Source organism: Flavobacterium rarum (SeqCode) (assembly GCF_965234445.1).
GTDB lineage: Bacteria > Bacteroidota > Bacteroidia > Flavobacteriales > Flavobacteriaceae > Flavobacterium > Flavobacterium rarum.
On sequence record NZ_OZ248490.1, the window covers coordinates 234,692 to 255,527 of the forward strand.

16 protein-coding genes are annotated in these 20,836 nt (G+C 31.1%); 3 read left to right on the forward strand and 13 right to left on the reverse strand.

Features of this window, described 5'->3' with window-relative positions; genetic code table 11:
• Position 1: 1 nt before the first annotated feature.
• The 6 genes from AC8GF4_RS09190 to AC8GF4_RS09215 all read right to left on the reverse strand — a co-directional run bounded on the left by AC8GF4_RS09190 (position 2) and on the right by AC8GF4_RS09215 (position 11,458).
• Positions 2-2,995: a SusC/RagA family TonB-linked outer membrane protein gene (locus AC8GF4_RS09190; protein ID WP_506594095.1), complete on the reverse strand. Its 2,994-nt coding sequence runs from the start codon at positions 2,993-2,995 to the stop codon at positions 2-4.
• A 242-nt stretch (positions 2,996-3,237) separates the two neighbouring features.
• Positions 3,238-5,982, reverse strand: a complete 2,745-nt coding sequence (locus AC8GF4_RS09195) for a helix-turn-helix and ligand-binding sensor domain-containing protein (RefSeq protein ID WP_506594097.1) — start codon at positions 5,980-5,982, stop codon at positions 3,238-3,240.
• 98 nt (positions 5,983-6,080) lie between these two features.
• Entirely contained in the window at positions 6,081-7,280 is a 1,200-nt protein-coding gene (locus AC8GF4_RS09200) for an acetate/propionate family kinase (protein ID WP_506594099.1), read from the reverse strand.
• A 61-nt stretch (positions 7,281-7,341) separates the two neighbouring features.
• The gene (gene pta / locus AC8GF4_RS09205) at positions 7,342-9,435 is read right to left on the reverse strand and encodes a phosphate acetyltransferase (RefSeq protein WP_506594101.1); all 2,094 of its coding nucleotides are present in this window, start codon (positions 9,433-9,435) and stop codon (positions 7,342-7,344) included.
• Between the two features lie 116 nt (positions 9,436-9,551).
• Positions 9,552-10,622 carry a magnesium/cobalt transporter CorA gene (gene corA, locus AC8GF4_RS09210; RefSeq protein ID WP_506594102.1) on the reverse strand — a complete coding sequence of 357 codons (1,071 nt, stop codon included), beginning with the start codon at positions 10,620-10,622 and terminating at the stop codon, positions 9,552-9,554.
• 110 nt (positions 10,623-10,732) lie between these two features.
• Entirely contained in the window at positions 10,733-11,458 is a 726-nt protein-coding gene (locus tag AC8GF4_RS09215) for a bacteriorhodopsin-like (RefSeq protein WP_506594103.1), read from the reverse strand.
• A gap of 108 nt (positions 11,459-11,566) precedes the next feature.
• Here AC8GF4_RS09215 and AC8GF4_RS09220 point away from each other — a divergent pair, with 108 nt between their 5' ends.
• The gene (locus AC8GF4_RS09220) at positions 11,567-12,454 is read left to right on the forward strand and encodes a Brp/Blh family beta-carotene 15,15'-dioxygenase (RefSeq protein ID WP_506594105.1); all 888 of its coding nucleotides are present in this window, start codon (positions 11,567-11,569) and stop codon (positions 12,452-12,454) included.
• A 69-nt stretch (positions 12,455-12,523) separates the two neighbouring features.
• Here AC8GF4_RS09220 and AC8GF4_RS09225 read toward each other — a convergent pair whose 3' ends face one another.
• The 5 genes from AC8GF4_RS09225 to AC8GF4_RS09245 form a co-directional block, all read right to left on the reverse strand.
• Positions 12,524-12,694 (reverse strand): hypothetical protein, encoded by a 171-nt coding sequence (locus AC8GF4_RS09225; RefSeq protein ID WP_506594107.1) that lies wholly within the window; start codon positions 12,692-12,694, stop codon positions 12,524-12,526.
• An 825-nt stretch (positions 12,695-13,519) separates the two neighbouring features.
• Positions 13,520-15,403, reverse strand: coding sequence for a molecular chaperone DnaK (gene dnaK / locus AC8GF4_RS09230; protein ID WP_506594109.1), 1,884 nt, complete (start codon positions 15,401-15,403; stop codon positions 13,520-13,522).
• Positions 15,404-15,737: 334 nt separating this feature from the next.
• Positions 15,738-16,229 (reverse strand): nucleotidyl transferase AbiEii/AbiGii toxin family protein, encoded by a 492-nt coding sequence (locus AC8GF4_RS09235; RefSeq protein ID WP_506594111.1) that lies wholly within the window; start codon positions 16,227-16,229, stop codon positions 15,738-15,740.
• 20 nt (positions 16,230-16,249) lie between these two features.
• Positions 16,250-16,426 carry a DUF6922 domain-containing protein gene (locus AC8GF4_RS09240; RefSeq protein ID WP_506594113.1) on the reverse strand — a complete coding sequence of 59 codons (177 nt, stop codon included), beginning with the start codon at positions 16,424-16,426 and terminating at the stop codon, positions 16,250-16,252.
• Between the two features lie 443 nt (positions 16,427-16,869).
• Positions 16,870-17,664: a sulfite exporter TauE/SafE family protein gene (locus AC8GF4_RS09245; protein WP_506594115.1), complete on the reverse strand. Its 795-nt coding sequence runs from the start codon at positions 17,662-17,664 to the stop codon at positions 16,870-16,872.
• Between the two features lie 325 nt (positions 17,665-17,989).
• On the opposite strand from AC8GF4_RS09245, the gene rlmH reads away from it, so the two are divergent.
• Positions 17,990-18,463 carry a 23S rRNA (pseudouridine(1915)-N(3))-methyltransferase RlmH gene (gene rlmH, locus AC8GF4_RS09250; RefSeq protein ID WP_506594117.1) on the forward strand — a complete coding sequence of 158 codons (474 nt, stop codon included), beginning with the start codon at positions 17,990-17,992 and terminating at the stop codon, positions 18,461-18,463.
• A gap of 129 nt (positions 18,464-18,592) precedes the next feature.
• On the forward strand, positions 18,593-19,234 hold the full coding sequence (locus AC8GF4_RS09255) for a hypothetical protein (protein ID WP_506594119.1): 642 nt from the start codon (positions 18,593-18,595) through the stop codon (positions 19,232-19,234).
• A gap of 3 nt (positions 19,235-19,237) precedes the next feature.
• Here the strand turns inward: AC8GF4_RS09255 and AC8GF4_RS09260 are convergent, their stop codons facing one another.
• Both AC8GF4_RS09260 and folP read right to left on the reverse strand, forming a co-directional pair.
• Positions 19,238-19,852 (reverse strand): hypothetical protein, encoded by a 615-nt coding sequence (locus AC8GF4_RS09260; protein ID WP_506594120.1) that lies wholly within the window; start codon positions 19,850-19,852, stop codon positions 19,238-19,240.
• A 1-nt stretch (position 19,853) separates the two neighbouring features.
• Positions 19,854-20,669 carry a dihydropteroate synthase gene (gene folP / locus AC8GF4_RS09265; RefSeq protein WP_506594122.1) on the reverse strand — a complete coding sequence of 272 codons (816 nt, stop codon included), beginning with the start codon at positions 20,667-20,669 and terminating at the stop codon, positions 19,854-19,856.
• Between the last annotated feature and the right edge of the window lie 167 nt (positions 20,670-20,836).

Consider the following 20,836-nt stretch of genomic DNA (forward strand, 5'->3'; position numbering starts at 1 on the left):
ATTAAAAAGTCACGTTTAAACCAATAGATGTAACAGCTGGCAGAGGATATCCCCCTGTGTCTTTTCCAAATGAAATAGGAGAACCTCCCGCTTCTGGAGTGAATCCCGAATTATGCGCCCAAGTAATTGGATTTTGAGCGTTTAAGTATAATCTCAAACTTTGAATAAAAGTTTTAGCTAGTAAATCACTACTAAAGTCGTAAGCAAATTGTACGTTTCTAAGTCTAAGATAACTACCATCTTCAATCATATAAGTAGAAGCCAATTTGTTGTAACCCGAACCATCATTAAGTCTTGGCTCCCAATTTGAAGTAGCTGCACCTGTCCATCTGTCCAATCGTTCCGTTCTATAATTGAATTGTGCAAAAGTTGAGCCATTGCCCCAATCTCTGTAAATTTCGTTACCATAAACACCTTGAAAATCAAGCGACAATGAAAACTGTTTGTAAGTTGCACTCATAGAAAAACCATACATCACGTCTGGTGTTGGATTACCAATTTGCGTTCTGTCTTCTGTATTTATCTTACCGTCACCATTTATATCTTTGTATTTTAAATCACCTGGCCCATAATCACCCAAAGAGCTTGGAGCAGAATTCAATACATCTGCATAGGATTGATAAACCCCTTCGACTACATATCCATAAAATGAACCAATTGGAGCACCCGCCGTAAGTATTGATGGTCCCTCAAAAACCTGAAATCCTGGCTCATAAACTGATTTTACTTTGTTTTTCAAAGTAGTAGCATTACCACTAATTGAATAACTGAAATTATCATTTATTTTATCATTCCATGCAGCAGTAAATTCAAATCCTTTGTTTTCTATTTCTCCCGCATTGGTATAAAACTTCTCGCTACCAAGGTCAACAAATGTCAATAAATCTTTGGTCGTTTTGTCAAAGTAAGCCGTTTCAAAACTCAATCTATTTTCTAAAAGTTTCATTTCAATACCCATTTCATAAGAAGTTACTGTTTCCCATTTCAAATTTGGATTGTTTCTGTAGGCCAGCACATAAGCAGGCACAACCGATTCTCCAAAAATGGCAGAACTACCAGTTGTATAGGCAGGATAAGAAGGATAATGAATTGAAGAAAATTGATTTCCTAATACACCATAAGAACCTTTGACTTTCAATTGGTCAACTATTTTTTGATCTTTCATGAAATCTTCTTTTGCTACATCCCAAGCTGCGCCAATAGACCAGAAATTTTGGAAACGGTTTTCCTTACTAAGTTCTGATGAACCATCACGACGGTACGAAGCATTTAAGGTATATTTCCCATCATAGTTGTACAAAATACGCCCTAAATAAGACACACTAGCTCTATCCCATTGATCTGAATTAGCAAAACGAGTCGTTGGGTCACCGTAAGGATAAACATTTAAATACCACCATCTTTTATCATTAGGAATTGGTTCACCACCAACAAATTGATTAACGGTACCACTCATTCCTTCAAAAGTTTCTTCTAATCTATTATAACCCGCCAAAAGCGTAAAATCATGTTTCCCAAAAGTTTTATTATAGGTTAAATTATAATCTTGTTGGGATCTGTTAAAATTATTTTTAAATTCATTCACACTAGTAAGATTATTTCCTCCATAAGATGTAACCTGATCCGTCTCACTAACAAATACATCAAAAACTGGGTTGTATCCTCTACCCTTACTATAGCTGTTGTCAGACAAATAAGACCCTCTAAATTTTAAACCATCAATGATTTTTATTTCTAAGAAAACATTAGCAATAAACTTAGATTCTTCATTTAATTGAGTGTATTTTTTACCTTCAACTTCTGCAAGTGGATTTCCTATTTGTGCTGCTCCAATTTCCAATGGCAATTGATTGTACATTCCATCTGAATTTCGAGGAGAAACGATAGGCGTAGCTCTTAAAGCACTTTCAAAATTGTGAAGTTGAGGAAGTGAAGACTGATAACCGTTCATGGCAACTCCAACTTTGATTGATTCTGATAATTGGGTTTCATTATTGACATTGAAAGTGAATTTTTTATATTTTTCATAATCAATCAGACCTTCATCTTCAATAAAACCAACTCCCATATAGAACTTGTTTTTTTCTGTTCCGTTAGAAATACTCAAGTTATTGGTGATCACTTTCGCATTATCATTACTTATTTCATTTATCCAATTGGTATTGGCATTGAATTTATTATAATAAGCATAAGGAGCAAGACCTTGGTTGCTTCTTTGTTCATCATACAATGTTTTGAATTGATTCCCGTTTGTCAATGATGGAGTATCTCCAACATTTTTGAAACCAACAGAAGTATTATAGTTGATAGTAGTTTTACCATTTTTTGCTTTTTTGGATGTTACAATAATTACACCATTTGCTCCACGAACACCAAAAATTGCCAAAGAAGAGGGGTCTTTTAAAACTTCCATGGATTCAATATCCGAAGCATTCATAAATTTGATATCGTCGCAAAATATTCCATCTACTACATACAAAGGTTTGGTTTGATACCTACTTACGGTACCTCTTATTCTAACATCTGGATCTTCACCAGGTTTTCCTGAGTTTACAATAGATAATCCAGCTACTTTACCTTGCACAGAAACTATCGGATTTGCATTTGGTTTGTCTGCTAGTTGCTTTGCATCAATTCTAACAATAGAACCTGTTAAATCTCTTTTCTTTGCGGTTCCATAACCAATAACGACCACTTCTTTAAGTTCCGTGTCTTTGGATTCCTTCATCGTTATAGTCATAGGTTCTGATGAAGCTGCAACGGATGTAGCTTCAAAACCGACTAAACTAATTTTTAATATCTGCCCTACTTTGGCATTGATACTAAAACTTCCATCAAAATCAGAATAGGTAAATACATTGGAATCTCCCACAACTACAAATGCTCCTGGAATTCCCATTCCGTTCTGATCTGATACTTTTCCTTTGATTACTTGACCAGACATATAGGCTGGAAGTAGAATGAGTGCTAAAAAGCTAAAAATAAAATTTCTCATAGGTTTGTTAAACGTTTAAGTTAGTTCAGCTAAATTAGTTCAATACAACGTTGTAGTAACCGAAACAACACTACTACACGAATACATCAAACCCTGACAAAACGAATACAAATCCTTATTTTACAGCTTATTAAACAACCAAAGAAGTACTACAACAAAGAATGATGATGTAGTGATGATGTGTTGTTATTCCACAATGAAAAAAATAAAAAAGTATATTATTAATAAAAAAACACTCTTTTTTATACAGATAACAAAAACTTAGAAAGATTTTCGTCTTGAGAAAGTCCCAATTTCTTTCTTAAACGGTAACGATGTAGTTCTACTCCTCGGAAGGAAATATTCATCATTGGCGCAATTTCCTTTGAAGAAAGGTTCATTTTTAGATAAATACACAGCTTAATATCTTTTGGAGTCAGGTTTGAAAATTTCTTTGAAAGAGCAATTATGAACTCATTATTAATTTGATTCAGATTCGTTTCAAAAGTTTCCCACTCATGCTTATTGACCGCATTAATTTTTATGGCTTTTTTAATTTCACTTTTAAGTTTATTGAAATCGGATTCGGTATCTAAGATATTATGGATATTTTCAATCATCTCACTTTGCTTGGCAATAGAAAGTGATTTACCCGCTACTTCTGAAGATTTTGACTGTATTTCGAGTTCCAGAATATGTTTTTCATACTCTTGGCTATTTAGTTCATTTTCCGCTTTTAATTCCATCTCCAGAATTGCCTTTTGATGCTTTAATTCTTCTTCTTGTAATTTAAGTTTCTGAATGTATTTCATCTTATTCCATTTATAATATAGATATAAGGAAAGCCCTATCACAATCAGATACACCAAAATCATCCAAAAGGAAAAATACCAGGCCTTGGCAACAACAAATTGAAAATTAGTAATTCTATTATAATGCAAACCATCATTATTATAAATAGTAACATCATGAGAACCACTAGTAAGGTTATTCAACAAAATCAATCCTTCTTTAACTGGAATAAAGTCCTTTGTTGCATTGATTTTATAAAACAAATTGGGTCTTGTAGCGCCATAAATTCCAGAAATCACATTTAATTTAAGTTCTGAATTGTGTTTGATTTTCGAATTATTATCTACTAAGATATCATTATTAAAAGCTTCAATCTTTACCTTGATTTTCTTATTTAATTTGTATTTTAAATCAAGAGAAATAAAACCATCATCCAGATTTAATAGATAATTATTCCCATCTTTAAACACTTTTAGGTTGTCATTGATGATTTTTCCTTTGTAATATTTTTCCTGAATACTATTTCTTATAAATGTTGTGCCTTGAGCAAAAATATGATACAAAAGGCCTTCCTGAAGTACCATAAAATGATTTTCATCAATAGAAACAATATCAGTGACATTCTTAAAGTTGGCATTGAACAATTCATTAGCCTCTAATTTGTTGGTAATAGAATTGTAAGTGTACCAAGAATTGTCAATCAAAAAGAGAATTTCATTCCTGAACTCAAATATTTTAACTCCAAAATCGTTATTTATTTTACAACGCTGGGTAACGTTTTCAATTTCAGCTTTATACGCTTCATTATACAAAATACGATACAGACCTCTATTATTATCAGCCGCCCAAATCTCATTTTTTCTGTTTTGAGCTAGATATTTTAAAGGTTTTAAAATACCTTCCAGAACTTTGCTTTTTCTCAAATCATTGGCATCTTCATAAATTACAACCCCACTATAGGTTGCCTGCAAATAGGAATTATTACTATTACTTTTAGACAAATTCCACCCGCCATCTATATCACTTAATCTACTAAACTGTCCTTTTTGATATACAAAAGTTCCTTCGTTGTGACCAATAAGGTATTGATTGTTTATTTTACTGATGTTCCAAGCTTGCCCCTGTGAATTTGGTATCATGGTAAGCTGCTTCCCTTCATATTTAAAAACACCGTGATTGGAAGCCATCAAATAACCTTTTGTAGTGCTTGCAACTGAATATACTGACCCTAAAATTCCGGAACTGTCATAAAAAATAGAAATAGGCGAATTGACCTCAATATGAGCCAGTCCGTTATCGAGTCCCAGCCATAAATCATTTTCTTTATCCTGACCAATACTTAGAATTGAATTATTCATCAAGACATTATTCCGATTGATATTTTTATAGGAACCATCATGCAAATTCAGAATGTAAACTCCATTATTTGCAGTTCCAATGATCAATTTATTATTTTTTATAAATTGAGCAATATTGATATTGGCTGATTTTAAAATATTATTCAGACCATTATTCCAAGGCTTTAAAATATTATCTTCAAGAACATAAACCCCATTTTTTTTAGTAAAAAAAAAGATTTTGTTTTGATATTTTTGAATTGCATGAATCACATTATTTTCTAAAAGTGATAATCCATTTACTTTTTCAATCTTCCCATTGGTGGTCCATTTATAAATTCCCTTTTCGACAGAAGCAATTAATAACTGATCTGCTACAACAAAACAATATGAAATGAGGAAAGAGAACTTTTTCTCTTTGATCACTTTTCCATCAAATACAAAAACACCATTAAAGGATTGAAAGTAAATTTTGTTGTTAAACTTGAAAATCTTCCAGATTTCATCATTATTATTGGTATCAAAAACCTTTTTCCCTTTTGTAATAGAAACATAATGCATCTTGGCATCTTTACGATACCAATACCCAAACTCTTGATAAGAACCCGAATAAATTCGGTCACCGTCTACCATTATGGAACGAATGATAGTCTTGTTGGGCAAAGTGTATTTCTCCCATTTTACGCCATCGTATCGTAACAAATAATAATTGTTAGCAAAATACATAGCATCATCATTTCCTTGTGCTACATTCCAAATCTGATTATCTCCTTGATAATTGGATTTGTTATAATTTTCAACAAAAGGAAGCAACTCTTGAGCAGATAATTGCAATGAAATAAAACCAAAAAAAAGTATATAGAGGAATTTGGATTTCAAAATGGGAAGATTTTTTATCAAATATAATTACATTTCTTCAATAAAAAGCACAAAAAAAGCCTCTGAAATTCAGAAGCTTTTTTATGAAAAAGTATATTTTAACTTAATAGTAATTCAAACACTTGATTTGCTATTTCGATTTCTTCATTGGTAGGAATAACCAAAATTTTTGTTTTTGATTCTGGTGTACTAATTTCTCGCATTTCTTTGGATCGCACATCGTTTTTAGCATGATCCAATTCCAATCCAAAATACTCCATATCGGTACACACTAATTTTCTGATGTAAGATGAATTTTCGCCAATTCCTGCTGTAAATACAATTGCATCCAATCCGTTTAAAACTGCTGCATAAGAACCAATATATTTCTTGATTCGATACGCATTCATAGCGAGAGCCAATTGACAATCTACATTTCCATTTTCGGCATTCGATTCAATATCTCTTAGATCGCTGAATCCGGTAAGTCCCAACATTCCGCTTTGTTTTTGCAACATAGTGTTCACTTCATCAATTGTATATCCTAAGGTTTTAACCAAATAGAAAATAACCGATTGATCAACATCTCCAGAACGAGTTCCCATAATCAAACCATTCATCGGACCAAATCCAAGTGTAGTATCAATACTTTTTCCGTCTTTAATAGCGGTCATACTACAGCCATTTCCTAAATGTATCGTAATAATATTTGAAGTTGTATTAAGCGAATTGGCTTGCAAAAAATGAATTGCATTTTCGGAAACATATTTATGACTTGTCCCGTGAAAACCATAAACACGCACTTTATTTTCGGTTAAAAGAAAATTAGGGACTGCATATTTATGTGCTAATACCGGAATTGTTTGATGAAAAGCGGTATCAAAAACAGCTATTTGTTTTGCATCCGAAAATATTTCTTCGGCAACAACAATCCCTTCATAATTTGCTGGATTGTGCAAAGGCGCTAATTCAAAAAGTTGCTTAATTTTTGTTTTTACTTCTTCGTTTATAACCACTGTATTTGAAAATGAACTCCCGCCATGAACAACTCTATGTCCAACGGCTTCAATCTCTTTGGTGCTTTTTATGACTCCAACATTTTCATCCATTAACAATTTTGCTATTTTTTGAAGTCCAATTTTATGATTGGCAATGGGTAATGATTCTTCAATTTTAACTGAATTGGTCACATAACTTAAGTTGGAAGTTTCCAAACCAATTCTATCGATCATTCCACTGCAAATTACTTCATTAGCTGGCATATCAATTAATTGATATTTAATAGAGGAACTTCCTGAGTTTATAATTACTATTTTCATTTATTTTGTTATTTCTCCTTTTAATTTTTAAACTGCTAAACTATTAAACCTTTAAACTATCTTACAATCCCTGTGCTTGTATCGCTGTAATTACAACTGTATTAATGATATCATCAATTGTACAACCGCGACTCAAGTCATTTACAGGTTTGTTTAAGCCTTGCAGCATGGGACCAATAGCCAATGCTCCAGTTTCTCTTTGAACCGCTTTGTATGTATTATTTCCTGTATTCAAATCAGGAAAAATTAGTACGCTTGCTTGTCCAGCCACTTCAGAATTTGGCATTTTACTTTGTCCCACTTCCATATCTACAGCAGCATCGTATTGAATAGGTCCTTCTATTTTAAGATCGGGGCGTTTTTTTCTAACAATTTCTGTGGCAGCTCTTACTTTATCTACCTCATCTCCTTTTCCAGAAGATCCAGAAGAATAAGAAAGCATGGCAATTTTAGGTTCAATTCCAAAAGCAGTACTCGAATCAGCTGAAGAAATTGCAATTTCAGCCAATTGTTCTGCGGTAGGATTTGGATTGATAGCGCAATCTCCAAAAACAGAAACGCGATCCTCCAAACACATAAAGAAAATAGAAGAAACCACTGAAGAATTAGGTTTAGTTTTAATGAATTGCAAAGCAGGTAAAATAGTATGTTGAGTGGTGTGTGCCGCACCAGAAACCATCCCGTCTGCATGTCCTTTATACACCATCATTGTACCAAAATAGGAGACATCTTCCAGTAAATCTCTCGCCATTCCAAGTGTTACATTTTTAGCTTTTCGTAACTCATAATACGTATTTACATAATCCTCGTAATTTTCTGATTCTATAGGATTAATGATAGCCACTTTGGAGAAATCAAATTCCAAACCTAGTTCGGCTACCTTATTTTCAATTTGCTTTTTGTTACCAATTATTGAAATATCCACTACATCCATTGCCAGTAATCGCGAAGCTGCAATAATAATTCTCTCATCGCTGCCTTCTGGTAAAACAATATGTTTTCTATGTTCTTTGGCTCTTTTAACCAAATTGTACTGAAACATTTTTGGAGTCATACCATCCGCTTCAAAAGCATTGAACTTATTGGTTAGTGCGTCTAAATCAACATATTTATCAAAAGTAGTTATCGAAGTTTCTATTTTTTGTAAATTACCCGCATATATTTTGGACTTTATATTACCAATTTTGTTAGCTATATGATACGTTCCTCCTTCAACTGTAATAATTGGTACAACTGTAGAAAGACCCTCTATTAATTTTAAGATACTTTCTTCAGGTATTATATTACCCGTTAATACAATCCCAGATACCGATGGGTAATTTGCGGATTCATTGGCTTGTAAAGCTCCAAGTATAATATCTGCTCGATCTCCAGGGGTGATTATAAGTCCATTCTCTTTTAGATGCAATAAATAATTACACAACTGCATGGCTCCAATACTATAACTACCCGTTTGATTGTTTAAATATTCTTGACCAAATAACACTTTGGCTTCTAGAACTTCTACAATCTCTTGAATCGTTGGATTATGCAAACTGCTAATCAAGGGTATTGAGTTGATGAGTATTGATTTTGGCAAGTTTTTTTGTAAAGCATTTGTAACCAAGTCTAAATTTTCAAGTTGTACTTTATTGGCTATGACTGCCAATACCTCGACTTCTTTTAAATTAAAGGAATCGTAAGCTAAATTTAAATTGTCTATTAATTCTTCTAAGGTTTTACCTTCTCCAGAACCAACAATGATGGTTGGAATACCAAGATTTTTGGCAATAAGCACATTCATATCCAGTTCGATAACAGTACCTTCTCCTGAAAAACTAGTACCTTCAACCAATACAAAATCAAATCGTTCTTCTAGCTTTTTATATTTTTCAATAATTAAATCGACGACTTCCCCAATTTTTCCTTTATTTTTTTTCTTTATTAACTTACTTTTTGTAATAGCATAGGCATCTTCATAATCAATATCTAAATCAAAATGAGAAACTACCATTTCGATATGAGTGTCCTTTTTTCCTTCTTCAAAGTCTTCTATAATTGGTCTAAAATAACCAACTCTAGCAGTTCTACCGAGAAGTGTTCTCATCAATCCTAATGTTATTATTGTTTTGCCGCAATTTTCTTCGATTGTTGCAATATATATCGCTTTATTCATTTGTAGATTTTTAAAAATTATTCAATTATGAACTTTTTACAAAATTATATCAATACTATTTTTTTTAACATGACCAAAATCAGTTTTAATTAAATATATGAAATCGATTCTATAAATTAAAACCAATTTCTTCTTTTGAAATAAAAAATCATCCCTAAAACATTTAAAAACATAAATCCTATAACCACATAATAACCATATTGATATCGCAATTCAGGCATAACATCAAAATTCATACCGTAAACTCCGACGATAAAAGTAAGCGGAATAAAAATAACGGAGATAATTGTAAGCGTTTTCATGATCTCATTCATTTTATGCGTTTGTGCTGCAAAAAAGAAATTGGACGCACTTTCTAAAGACCCCATATCTGATTCAATTTGTTCCAAAAGCTCTAAACATTTTTGATGCAGACGAGAGAAAAAACTAAAATTATCCTGTTCTATTTCATTAAACACATTGTCTTCTTTGATACTTTTAATATCATACAATGAATCCCGAAGCGGAATAATGGAACGTTTTAGAAAATTAAAATTATCTCTATGTCTTTCGATTTTTTCTAAAATTATGGGATCAGCACTTTTTTTGGTGAAGTTTATTAAATCTTCAATTTTGTTTTCTTCATTCTCAATGGTTATGTAAAAATTACCAATAATAGCATCCAACAAAATATACAACAGAAAATCAGCATTTTTGGTTCGAACAATTCCCGAATTGGTTCGAATGCGTTCGCGAATGTGGGTAAAAAAATCGCTTCTTTTTTCTTGAAAAGAAATCAAAATTCCTTTTTTCAACAAGAAACTAATTTGTTCTACTTTGATATCATCTGTAGTTTCTGAGGGTAGCATTGATTTTATATTAAAAAACAGAACATCCTTTTCTTCCTCGAGTTTGGTTCTTTTAGTGGTATTCAAAATATCGGCCAACATAAAATTATCAATTTTAAAATAACTGGCCACATCTTTTAGCAAATCTACATCACTCAAACCATGAACATTCAACCAATTTATTTTTTTGTAATCAATATGCTTTTCCAAGTTATTAATAGTTCCATTTTCAAACTCATTAACGCTAGAATCATCATAAACAAACAACTGCATTTCGATTTCTTTATTCTTATGCAAACCTGTATATTCGAGACTATAAGGCTGTAATCGTTTTGCTTTCTTGTATTTAATCTTTCTCATAAAATAATTTGTATAGTAATATTACGAAAAAAAAATATTGTATTTGACTTTAAAGCATAAAAAAAACCGAGCTATTGCTAGCTCGGTTTAAATTAAAATAAAAAACTAAATTAATCCTTTTGTGATTTTACAGCTAAAGTATAAATTACCAAGCCAAAACCAATTTTATTGATCGCATCAGCAATATTGTAGGCAACATCAACATTTCCTTTTCCTAACATAGAAGTGTACCATCCATCTGTTCCTAACATGTAACCTAATGGATATATTGCCCAGCCTACTAATACAAACCAGCATAAAATTTTGTGGGCCTCTAATACGTTACCTCCAGCCTCTTTAGCCAATTTTGAAGCACTTCCCAACCAAATTTCATAAACAATTGCAAAATAAGCAATACCTGAAATAAAGCCCCAAATAGCAGCATTTTCTGGATAAACAGCTTCTCCAAAATAACCCGTTACAAGCATTATTACAGAATAGAAAATCATTTTCCATAATAAACTTTGTTTTGCACCTGCAATTTTAAGAATTAAATAAAATTCAAGACACATTAACGGAACTGTAAGTATCCAATCAACATATCTAAAAAATGTTGGAGATTCTTGGAAAGAAGCCCAATAATCTCTCATATAGAAATAATGTACTGCTGCAATAAACGTAATCAATCCTGAAACTAAAACAGAAGTACGCCACTTTTTATCAAATTGACTTAATGATAAAAAGAAAAAAGCAGAAGCGGCCATCATAGCCATACAACCAACGAAAAAAGTAAATCCTACATAATCAGTAGGTAGCATTTTTGAAATCAATGCCGAATACGTAAATAAATTTGACATAATATAAATATTTAAGATTTTGTTTAAACAAATATACAAAACATTAAACAATTAAAAAAAATTTTTGTTTAATCTTTTTTTATTATATTTAAACATTAATTAATTTATATGTCAAAAATTCGAATTTTCTCAATACTATCAAGTTTTATAGGATTGTGGCTTACTTCTTTTATCAAAGATGAAGTTCAAATAATATTAGGCTTTATTTTAATATTATCTTTTGGAATTGTGCATGGTGCAAATGATTTACTATTAATCAGAAAATTGAAAGGAGAAAATTTTATGAGTTTTTGGAAGATGTTGATATACTATATTTCAATAGTTTTAATAGCAGTTGTTTTATTTTGTTTTATTCCATGGCTAGCTATGCTTTTATTTATAATAGTTAGCAGTTATCATTTTGGGGAACAACATTGGAATAAATTAAATTTTTATAAAAATGTATTGACAACAAAAATATTTCACACTATTTATGGCTTATTCATTCTTCTATTATTATTTCAATTTCATCAAAAAGAAGTTATGGATATTATGTATGGAATTACTGGCATTGAACTTACTTTTATTAATATTTCTTTAGTATTAAAATTTATCGGTTTTATTTTGGCAGTTATGTTTTTATACAATTACAAAACATCAAAAATATTTAAAAAAAACATTGCTTTTGAATTGTTGTATGTATTGGTGTTCACTATTATTTTTAAAGTAGGAAGTTTAATTTGGGCTTTTGCAATTTATTTCATATTCTGGCATAGTATACCATCATTGAACGACCAAATCAAATTTTTATATGGAGAAGTTTCAAGAAATAATTTTAAAACCTATTTTAAATCCGCATTCATTTACTGGTTAATTTCAATGTTTGGGATAGTTGTATTGTATTTTTTACTAAAAGAATACAAAATATTTGATTCTATATTTTTTTCTTTCTTAGCAGCCATTACATTTCCCCATATTATTGTAATTACAAAAGTTTTAGAAAAAAGAAAAACCTAGTAATATGCTATTACAACATTTATGATCGTATAAAAAGTTACTGCTAAAAAACAAACACAGAATTAAGCATCAAAATAAACTTTCGAAGTATGAAAAAAGTCGGGAAATAATACCTTTCTTTTCTTTGAAGTCTACACCATTCGATTCTACTTTTTCAAAAGCTCTGAATGTAGAAATAAAAAAGGCTAAAAAACAACCTAAAACTATAATGTTAAGTATAATAATTTCTATATTTTCCATACTATTTTTTTAATTTAAGATTAAGAAATATTAAAAATCCAAGAATAGTTGGAGGCCATAATCCAATAAAAATAGCCCTATTTGGATCTCCTAACACCAAGTAATGATATTCAGATATAAATATCAACACCACAACTAACAATAAAATAAATAATTCAGATTTTTTGAATTTTGTAAACATATTAGTAAATTTATAATTTTCATTAAAATTATTGAAAAATAGTCTACAAAAAACAATAAATTATTATTTTAACTATCGTTTATTCAAATAAAAAAATAATTAACTGCGCTTTTAATAACTATTTATTGAATTTATTACTTAATAGTAATTCCCTTTATTTTTTACTTCTCCTGTTTGCTATCGGGTCAATATAGTCTAAAATAAGAAATTATACCCATACTATAGTTCCTTTATACTATATGTAATGCGATGGGTGAAATTCAAATAAAAACAAATTTAACCACTTAGGAAAATCATAAATAGGCAAAGAATAAATAGAAATAGCACAATTTCACGCATAAAATAGCCAAGTGAATAGTAAAACACCAATATTTTTCTTTTAAAAAAATATAAAATCTAAGCTCTAAATATTAAAATCATTTCATACAACAGGTTTTTATAGGATCAAAATTATTTAATAAATCAGTGTACAATATAGTGATGTTATAATATTTGAAATCGTTATTTTTTAGAAACACAACATAAACGATCAATTAAAAAGGAAATCTAAATTTGAAAATATTTGATTTAAATCTTAAACAAAAAAAACCGAGCTATTGCTAGCTCGGTTTTAATCTTAATACTTTGTACTAATTACTTAATACTTATTTTACTTCTTCGAATTCAACATCTTCAACATTGTCTCCTTGCGCTTGAGCTTGTGGCTCAGCAGCTTGTTGACCTTGTTCTCCTTGAGCGTACATTGCTTCTGTAGCTGTTTTCCAAGCTGCATTAATGTTGTCAAGAGCCGTTTGAATTGCAGGAATATCTTGAGATGAATGTGCCATTCTCAATTCTGTTAATGCATATTCGATAGCAACTTTGTTATCATCAGTTAATTTAGCTCCAAGTTCTTTCAATTGAGTTTCAGTTTGGAAAATCATTCCATCTGCTTCGTTCAATTTTTCAGCTCTTTCTTTAGCTATTTTATCATACTCAGCATTAGCTTCAGCATCTTGTACCATTCTAGCGATTTCTTCAGAAGTCAATCCAGAAGAAGCTTCAATACGAATATCGTGAGATTTACCAGTTCCTTTATCAGTTGCAGAAACTTTGATGATACCATTTGCATCAATATCAAAAGTTACTTCAATTTGTGGAACACCTCTTGGTGCTGGTGGAATACCGTCTAAGTTGAAACGACCGATAGTTTTGTTATCAACAGCCATTGCTCTAGCTCCTTGCAAAACGTGTAGTTCAACAGTTGGTTGAGAATCTGCAGCAGTTGAGAAAACTTGAGATTTTTTAGTTGGAATAGTAGTGTTTGATTCGATAAGGATTGTCATAAGACCTCCCATAGTTTCGATTCCAAGAGAAAGAGGCGTTACATCAAGTAACAATACATCTTTTACATCTCCAGAAAGAACTCCACCTTGAATAGCTGCTCCAATAGCAACAACTTCGTCAGGGTTAACTCCTTTAGACGCTTTTTTACCAAAGAATTTCTCTACTTCGTCAACAATTCTTGGCATACGAGTAGAACCTCCTACAAGGATAACTTCGTCAATATCAGAAACAGACAAACCTGCATCTTTCAACGCTTTAGCAACTGGTGCCATAGAACGTTTTACCAAAGAGTCAGTTAATTTTTCGAATTGAGCTCTAGTTAATTTTTTAACTAAGTGTTTTGGTCCAGAAGCTGTAGCAGTTACGTAAGGTAAGTTGATTTCAGTTTCTGCAGAAGAAGACAATTCAATTTTTGCTTTCTCAGCAGCTTCTTTCAAACGTTGCAAAGACATTGGGTCCAAACGCAAGTCAATACCTTCTTCTGTTAAGAATTCAGTAGCCAACCAGTCAATAATTTCGTGGTCAAAATCATCTCCTCCTAGGTGAGTATCACCATTTGTAGACAATACTTCAAAAACTCCGTCTCCTAATTCAAGAACAGATATATCAAATGTACCTCCACCTAAATCGTAAACAGCAATTTTTTGATCTTTATCTTTTTTATCCAATCCGTATGCAAGAGCTGCAGCAGTTGGTTCGTTGATAATACGCATTACTTTAAGACCTGCAATTTCACCAGCTTCTTTTGTAGCTTGACGTTGTGCATCATTAAAGTAAGCAGGAACTGTAATAACCGCTTCTGTAACAGTTTGACCTAAATAGTCTTCAGCTGTCTTTTTCATTTTTTGAAGTGTCATAGCTGACAATTCTTGAGCAGAGTACAAACGACCATCAATATCCACACGTGGTGTATTGTTGTCCCCTTTTACAACTGAATAAGAAACTCTTTTAGCTTCATTTGTAGTTTCAGCAAAAGATTGTCCCATAAAACGTTTGATAGAAGCAATAGTCTTAGTTGGATTAGTTACCGCTTGTCTTTTTGCAGGATCACCTACTTTAATTTCTCCACCTTCAACAAAAGCGATGATAGATGGTGTTGTTCTTTTTCCTTCAGCATTAGGGATTACTACTGCTTCATTACCTTCCATTACAGAAACACAAGAGTTTGTTGTACCTAAATCAATTCCGATTATTTTACCCATTTTTAATATATTTAATTTTATTGTATACTTATTTTAACGGCTCGATGACTCTAAGGCAATCATTGTGCCAATATAAAAAACCGAGTAAATTGTCAGTTTTCGTTATTATTGTCATAAAATAATATGACAAACTGACATTTTTAAATTATGTTGGGCAAGACCCCATTATAAAAAGGAGCCAAATATAGCACACGCTTATTCGGCTCCTTTCCATAATGCGGTCGGGCTATCCACGCTACTTCGGTAGCTTGCTCCTATCCCTCTTGCGGTTCTAACATCTTTATTGTATGCCTAGAAATCAAATCTTCTCCAGAAAATCCAATTTGATAATTTCCTAAGATTTATCCAGTAAACAAAAGGGATCATAATCCAAATCAGCTGATTCAAAATTCCCAAATTGACTTTTCATATTAGAACAATCGGTATAAGGATATCGCTGTTCATAAAACGAAATCATTTTGTCAATACTTACTTTATTCAAAAAATAATGTAAATCCCAAAAATCTTTTTTCCTATCATTCCTTAACAAAATATCTAATTTCTTCGCAATAATTTCATTTTCAGAAGCCATCCGAATAGACTCCTTTTCAATTTCTTCAAAAATAAAATCATCTGTATAATACAAATCTACTTTAACTAAATCATTATCTGAAAAGCCAACTTCAAAGAAAGTTCCAAACGAAACATTATCGAGATTTCTTGAAAGACAAAACGGATATTTATTTTCTAGAAAACTTCTAATTTCTTTAAAATCAATCGAACCATATTCAACCGAAGTAAATAAATCAATAAGAATACTTTGAGTAAAGGTGAAACAGTATTCCAATAAAGCTTTTCCATTATATATTACAATTCGTATTTTAGTAATTTTACCCTGTCTACGACTTTTTTTCCATAAAAACGAGTAATTTCTTCTTGTTCAATTTCTGTTCCTCTAGAAAAAATACGTTTAATAACAGCCACCTTATTTTGTTTCCAATCAATCCTGTCAAAAGTAGTATCCCAAAAAGTAACTTTTCTCAATTTTTACAAATCCGGTTTATTAAGTACTGTCTTTCTTTGCTTCCTTAATATCATAAAAAACTTGAAGCGTCATCAAGAAACCCTCTTCCATATCCAACTCCTTTTCAATTTTTAGAGACAAATCAACTTTCATCTTCCTAATCCCTTTTATTATTGCACCCTAAGTTTGAGGATGCTCACCAACCAAAAGTGCAAATTGCCTTTTGTTGATGTTCCTTTTCTTCAATTCCGTTCTACCATTTTACCGGGATGAACTCCTTTTATAATGTCTAGCGTTTCCATATCATAAATATAAACAAAATTGTTTATATTTAAATTCCAAAAAAATCGATTAATACAAAAACAAACCGCAGATTCACAGATTATGAAAAATAATATTCTCTATAATCTGCGAATTTGCGGTATTTTTTAAAGCCAACCTTTGCACTCTTATATCAATAAAATCAGGCAACCAGTTTAAAACCAACATAAAACAACATCACAGCAATTGCATTTCTAAGCAATAAATCGGGAAGTTTCCCACTTAACAAACTTCCTAAATATATTCCAGGCAAAGAACCCAACAATAAATACCCTAATATATTCAAATCTAAGTTTCCCATTGATGCATGACCCAATCCTGCAACAAGTGTCAAAGGTACAGCGTGTGCAATCTCAGTTCCAACCAACTTTGGAGTTGGTAAAAGTGGATACAGAAAAAACAACGTAACCGTTCCCAATGCTCCTGCACCAATCGAAGTAAGAGTTACTGTTGCCCCCAATAATATACCAATCGCAATTGTTAAAAGATTTTGTGTTTTGCTCTCCGTATGAAATTTATCCCCAGCATGTTTTTGAGAAAAAACTAATAATTTCTTTTTGAACAAAATAGCTACCGATGTAAACAACAAAGCCCATCCTAAACTGTATTTTATAGTTTTATTCAAAACTTCAAGATCTGTTTTTAAATTATGAAGAATCCACAAAGTCAGCAAAGCTGCAGGAACACTCCCTAAAGTTAACCATCCAGTAATTTTCCAATTAATATTTTTTTTCTTATTATGAACATAAATCCCTCCAGATTTAGTTATTGCTGCATACAATAAATCGGTCCCAACTGCTGTTGAAGGAGGTATCCCAAACCATAGCAATATGGGTGTCATCAAGGATCCACCACCTACTCCTGTCATACCTACAATAAAACCAACTACTAAACCTGCAACTATTAAACCTACAATTGTTAACCCTACTAAATCCATAGATATTATATTTTTTAGCAAAAGTAAACAAAACATTGTAACTAGCAAATGAATTTAAAAAAAACTAACTTTTGTCCGCAATTCAGATGTCAAATATCTTAATGCTAAAAAATCCTAACCAATCATATACCAAGCAAAAGACCTTTTCAAAAATTGGCCTAGAATTGAATAAAACCGAGTTAGTAGTATAAATTCATATCCGATTGTAGTCAAAATTAAGTTCGAAGGAAAGGAATAAATAACCCTAAAAAAGTTGTTCTCTTTTATATAAAACCCATAATAAACAAACGCCTTTTGTAACTTTGCATATCGAAACGCTAAAAAAATGAACATCAAACTTATCGCCATAGGCAAAACCGATAACCAAGCTTTGCAAACCTTAATTGAGGATTACACCAAAAGATTGTCTTTTTATATCAAGTTTGATTTGGAGATAATCCCTGATATCAAAAACGTAAAAAACTTGTCGGAAAGCCAACAAAAAGAAAAAGAAGGCGAACTTATTTTGTCCAAAATCACTCCAACAGACCAGCTTATTTTGTTGGATGAAAATGGAAAAAATTTCTCTAGTGTTGCTTTTTCTGCCGAATTGCAAAAAAAAATGAATTCGGGTGTAAAAACATTGGTGTTTGTAATTGGTGGTCCTTACGGTTTTTCGGATGCAGTTTATGCCAAAGCAAATGGAAAAATATCGCTTTCCTTAATGACTTTTTCTCATCAAATGGTGCGTTTGTTTTTTATCGAACAATTGTATCGTGGCTTTACTATTTTAAGAAACGAGCCATATCATCACCAGTAAAATTAGTAGGAGGTACTCTTTTATTCAATCAATTATTAGCTAAAACTAATTATTTTTTTTATCAAAACTTAAACAATTACAAGTATATTATTCTTACATTTGTATGTAATGAAAATTTAATCCAATTAAATGAGATCCAAACTAATACTTATAATATATTTTTTAATCTCTAATTTTTCGTTTTGTCAGGAAAAAAAAGAATTGTTTTACGACTATAAATTAGATGAAATTTCTAAGGAAAAGTTTACTGATTTACAAACCTTAGAAAATTATACATTATCGTACGAATTCGAAAATTCTATAAAAACATATCTAATAGAAATTAACACTCATGGAAAATTAAATTATTTCCTTCTTGAAAACATCAAAAAATATTTGATTAGTTTGAATCCTAAAACAACTTTTGAGAATACAAATTATATTGTGATTAATTACATCGATAATGACCCCGTTCCATATAGAAAAGGAGCCCAAGTTCCTTGGGATGTTTTTGAAAATGACATTTCAAAAGCATTCAAAAGAAAAGATAACATTAGCCAATTTTATGTTATCAATCCTAATGCTAAAGATTTGTATTACTATCATAGTGATAAACTAAAATTCAAAACTGACAAAGACCACTTTTTAAGAGATAAATTTTTCACCTTCAAAGGTTTAAATGGAGGATTTTTAATAATAGACAAAGAAGGAAATTATTTTTCTCATAAAGGAGAATACTCAAAGAAAGATGTTCTAAACCAAATGGAACAAATGAAGAAAGTAGAAAATTAATACTTAGTTAATAAACTCTTCATTATTATTAATTCTTAAACTTTGAAGATAAATTTTATCCTGAATATATTCTCCAAAAGATAAATCTTTTGAAAAACAAAATTTCCGATTTGCGGAGTTTTGCTCAATAAAATCATTTAGAAAACTTTCCAAGTTACCTTTCTTTATCATCAAATCATTTACCCAAATTTCATTTTTTTTATTAAAAAAAATTACTGTCCCAACTGGCTTATCCATTTTATAATACACTTCTGTAAAAGGAATAAAAGCTAAGTTTTTGCCAATACTATCGGCATAAGAATAATAATTAAGTGCCAATTCGTTTCTATGTTCTTTTTCCTCACGCTTACGCTGTTGCAGTTTCATTACTTCTGGAATCACCAATCGCAATGGTAAACGCTTATCAATATTCAAAATCCAATTGGTAGTGATAATGCTATTTTTCCTGTTTACTTCGGCTAAAGTATCTTTTCCTTTTACTCTAAAAAAAATATAAATTGGCGAAAGGTCAACCACATCCTTTATAATTGTTTTTCCAGCTTTAGGCAACAAAATATCTTCTTTATTTCCACAAGAAACACATAAGAACAATACAAATCCAAATAAATATTTTATCATTTTAATTTAGTTTATTAAATAAAGTAACACACTCTACAGCTTCTTTTACATCGTGTACTCTTAGAATTTTAACCCCTTTGGTTAAGGCAATTGTATTCAAAACTGTGGTGCCATTCAAAGCCATTTCTGCATTTGATTCCAATGTTTTGTAGATCATAGATTTTCTTGAAATTCCTGCCAACAAAGGCAATTCAAGCATTTGAAATAGTTCCATTTTTTGTAAAACTTCAAAATTATGTTCTATTGTCTTGGCAAATCCGAAACCAGGATCTAAAATCAAATCATTAATTCCTAATGCTCTTGCAGCCGAAATTCGTTCCGAAAAATAAAACAACATTTCCTTAATAATATTCTCATACTGAGTGAGTGTTTGCATCGTTTTAGGTGTTCCTTTCATGTGCATCATTATATACGGAACATTATACTTTGCAATGGTATCCATCATTTTGTCATCCAAGATTCCAGCCGAGATATCATTGATAATCGCTGCTCCATTTTCGATACAAATCTTAGCTACTCCAGCTCGAAAAGTATCTATAGAAAGTAACGTTTCTGGTAAATGTTTTTGCAACAAATTTACAACCGGAATTATTCTAGAAATCTCCTCTTCTTCCGAAACAAACTGGGCATTTGGCTTACTTGAATAGGCTCCAACATCGATAAATGTAGCTCCTTCGCTAATCATTTTTTCGGCACGAATTAGTAGTTCGGTTTCATTTTTATACTTTCCACCATCAAAAAAAGAATTGGGAGTTATATTCAAAATCCCCATTACTTTTGGCACAGATAGGTCTATGAGTTGTCCTTTACAGTTCATTTAGTTTTTGTTTAAAAGTTCAAAATTATTTGAAATTGTTTAAAAATTTGTTTAAAATTTGAACTGCACTACCCAGTATTCCTTAAACACTTCAATACTAAAATTTTTAGCTTAACCCTTAAGATAACAGGATTTTATCAAATATATTATTAAACATATAAGTCATA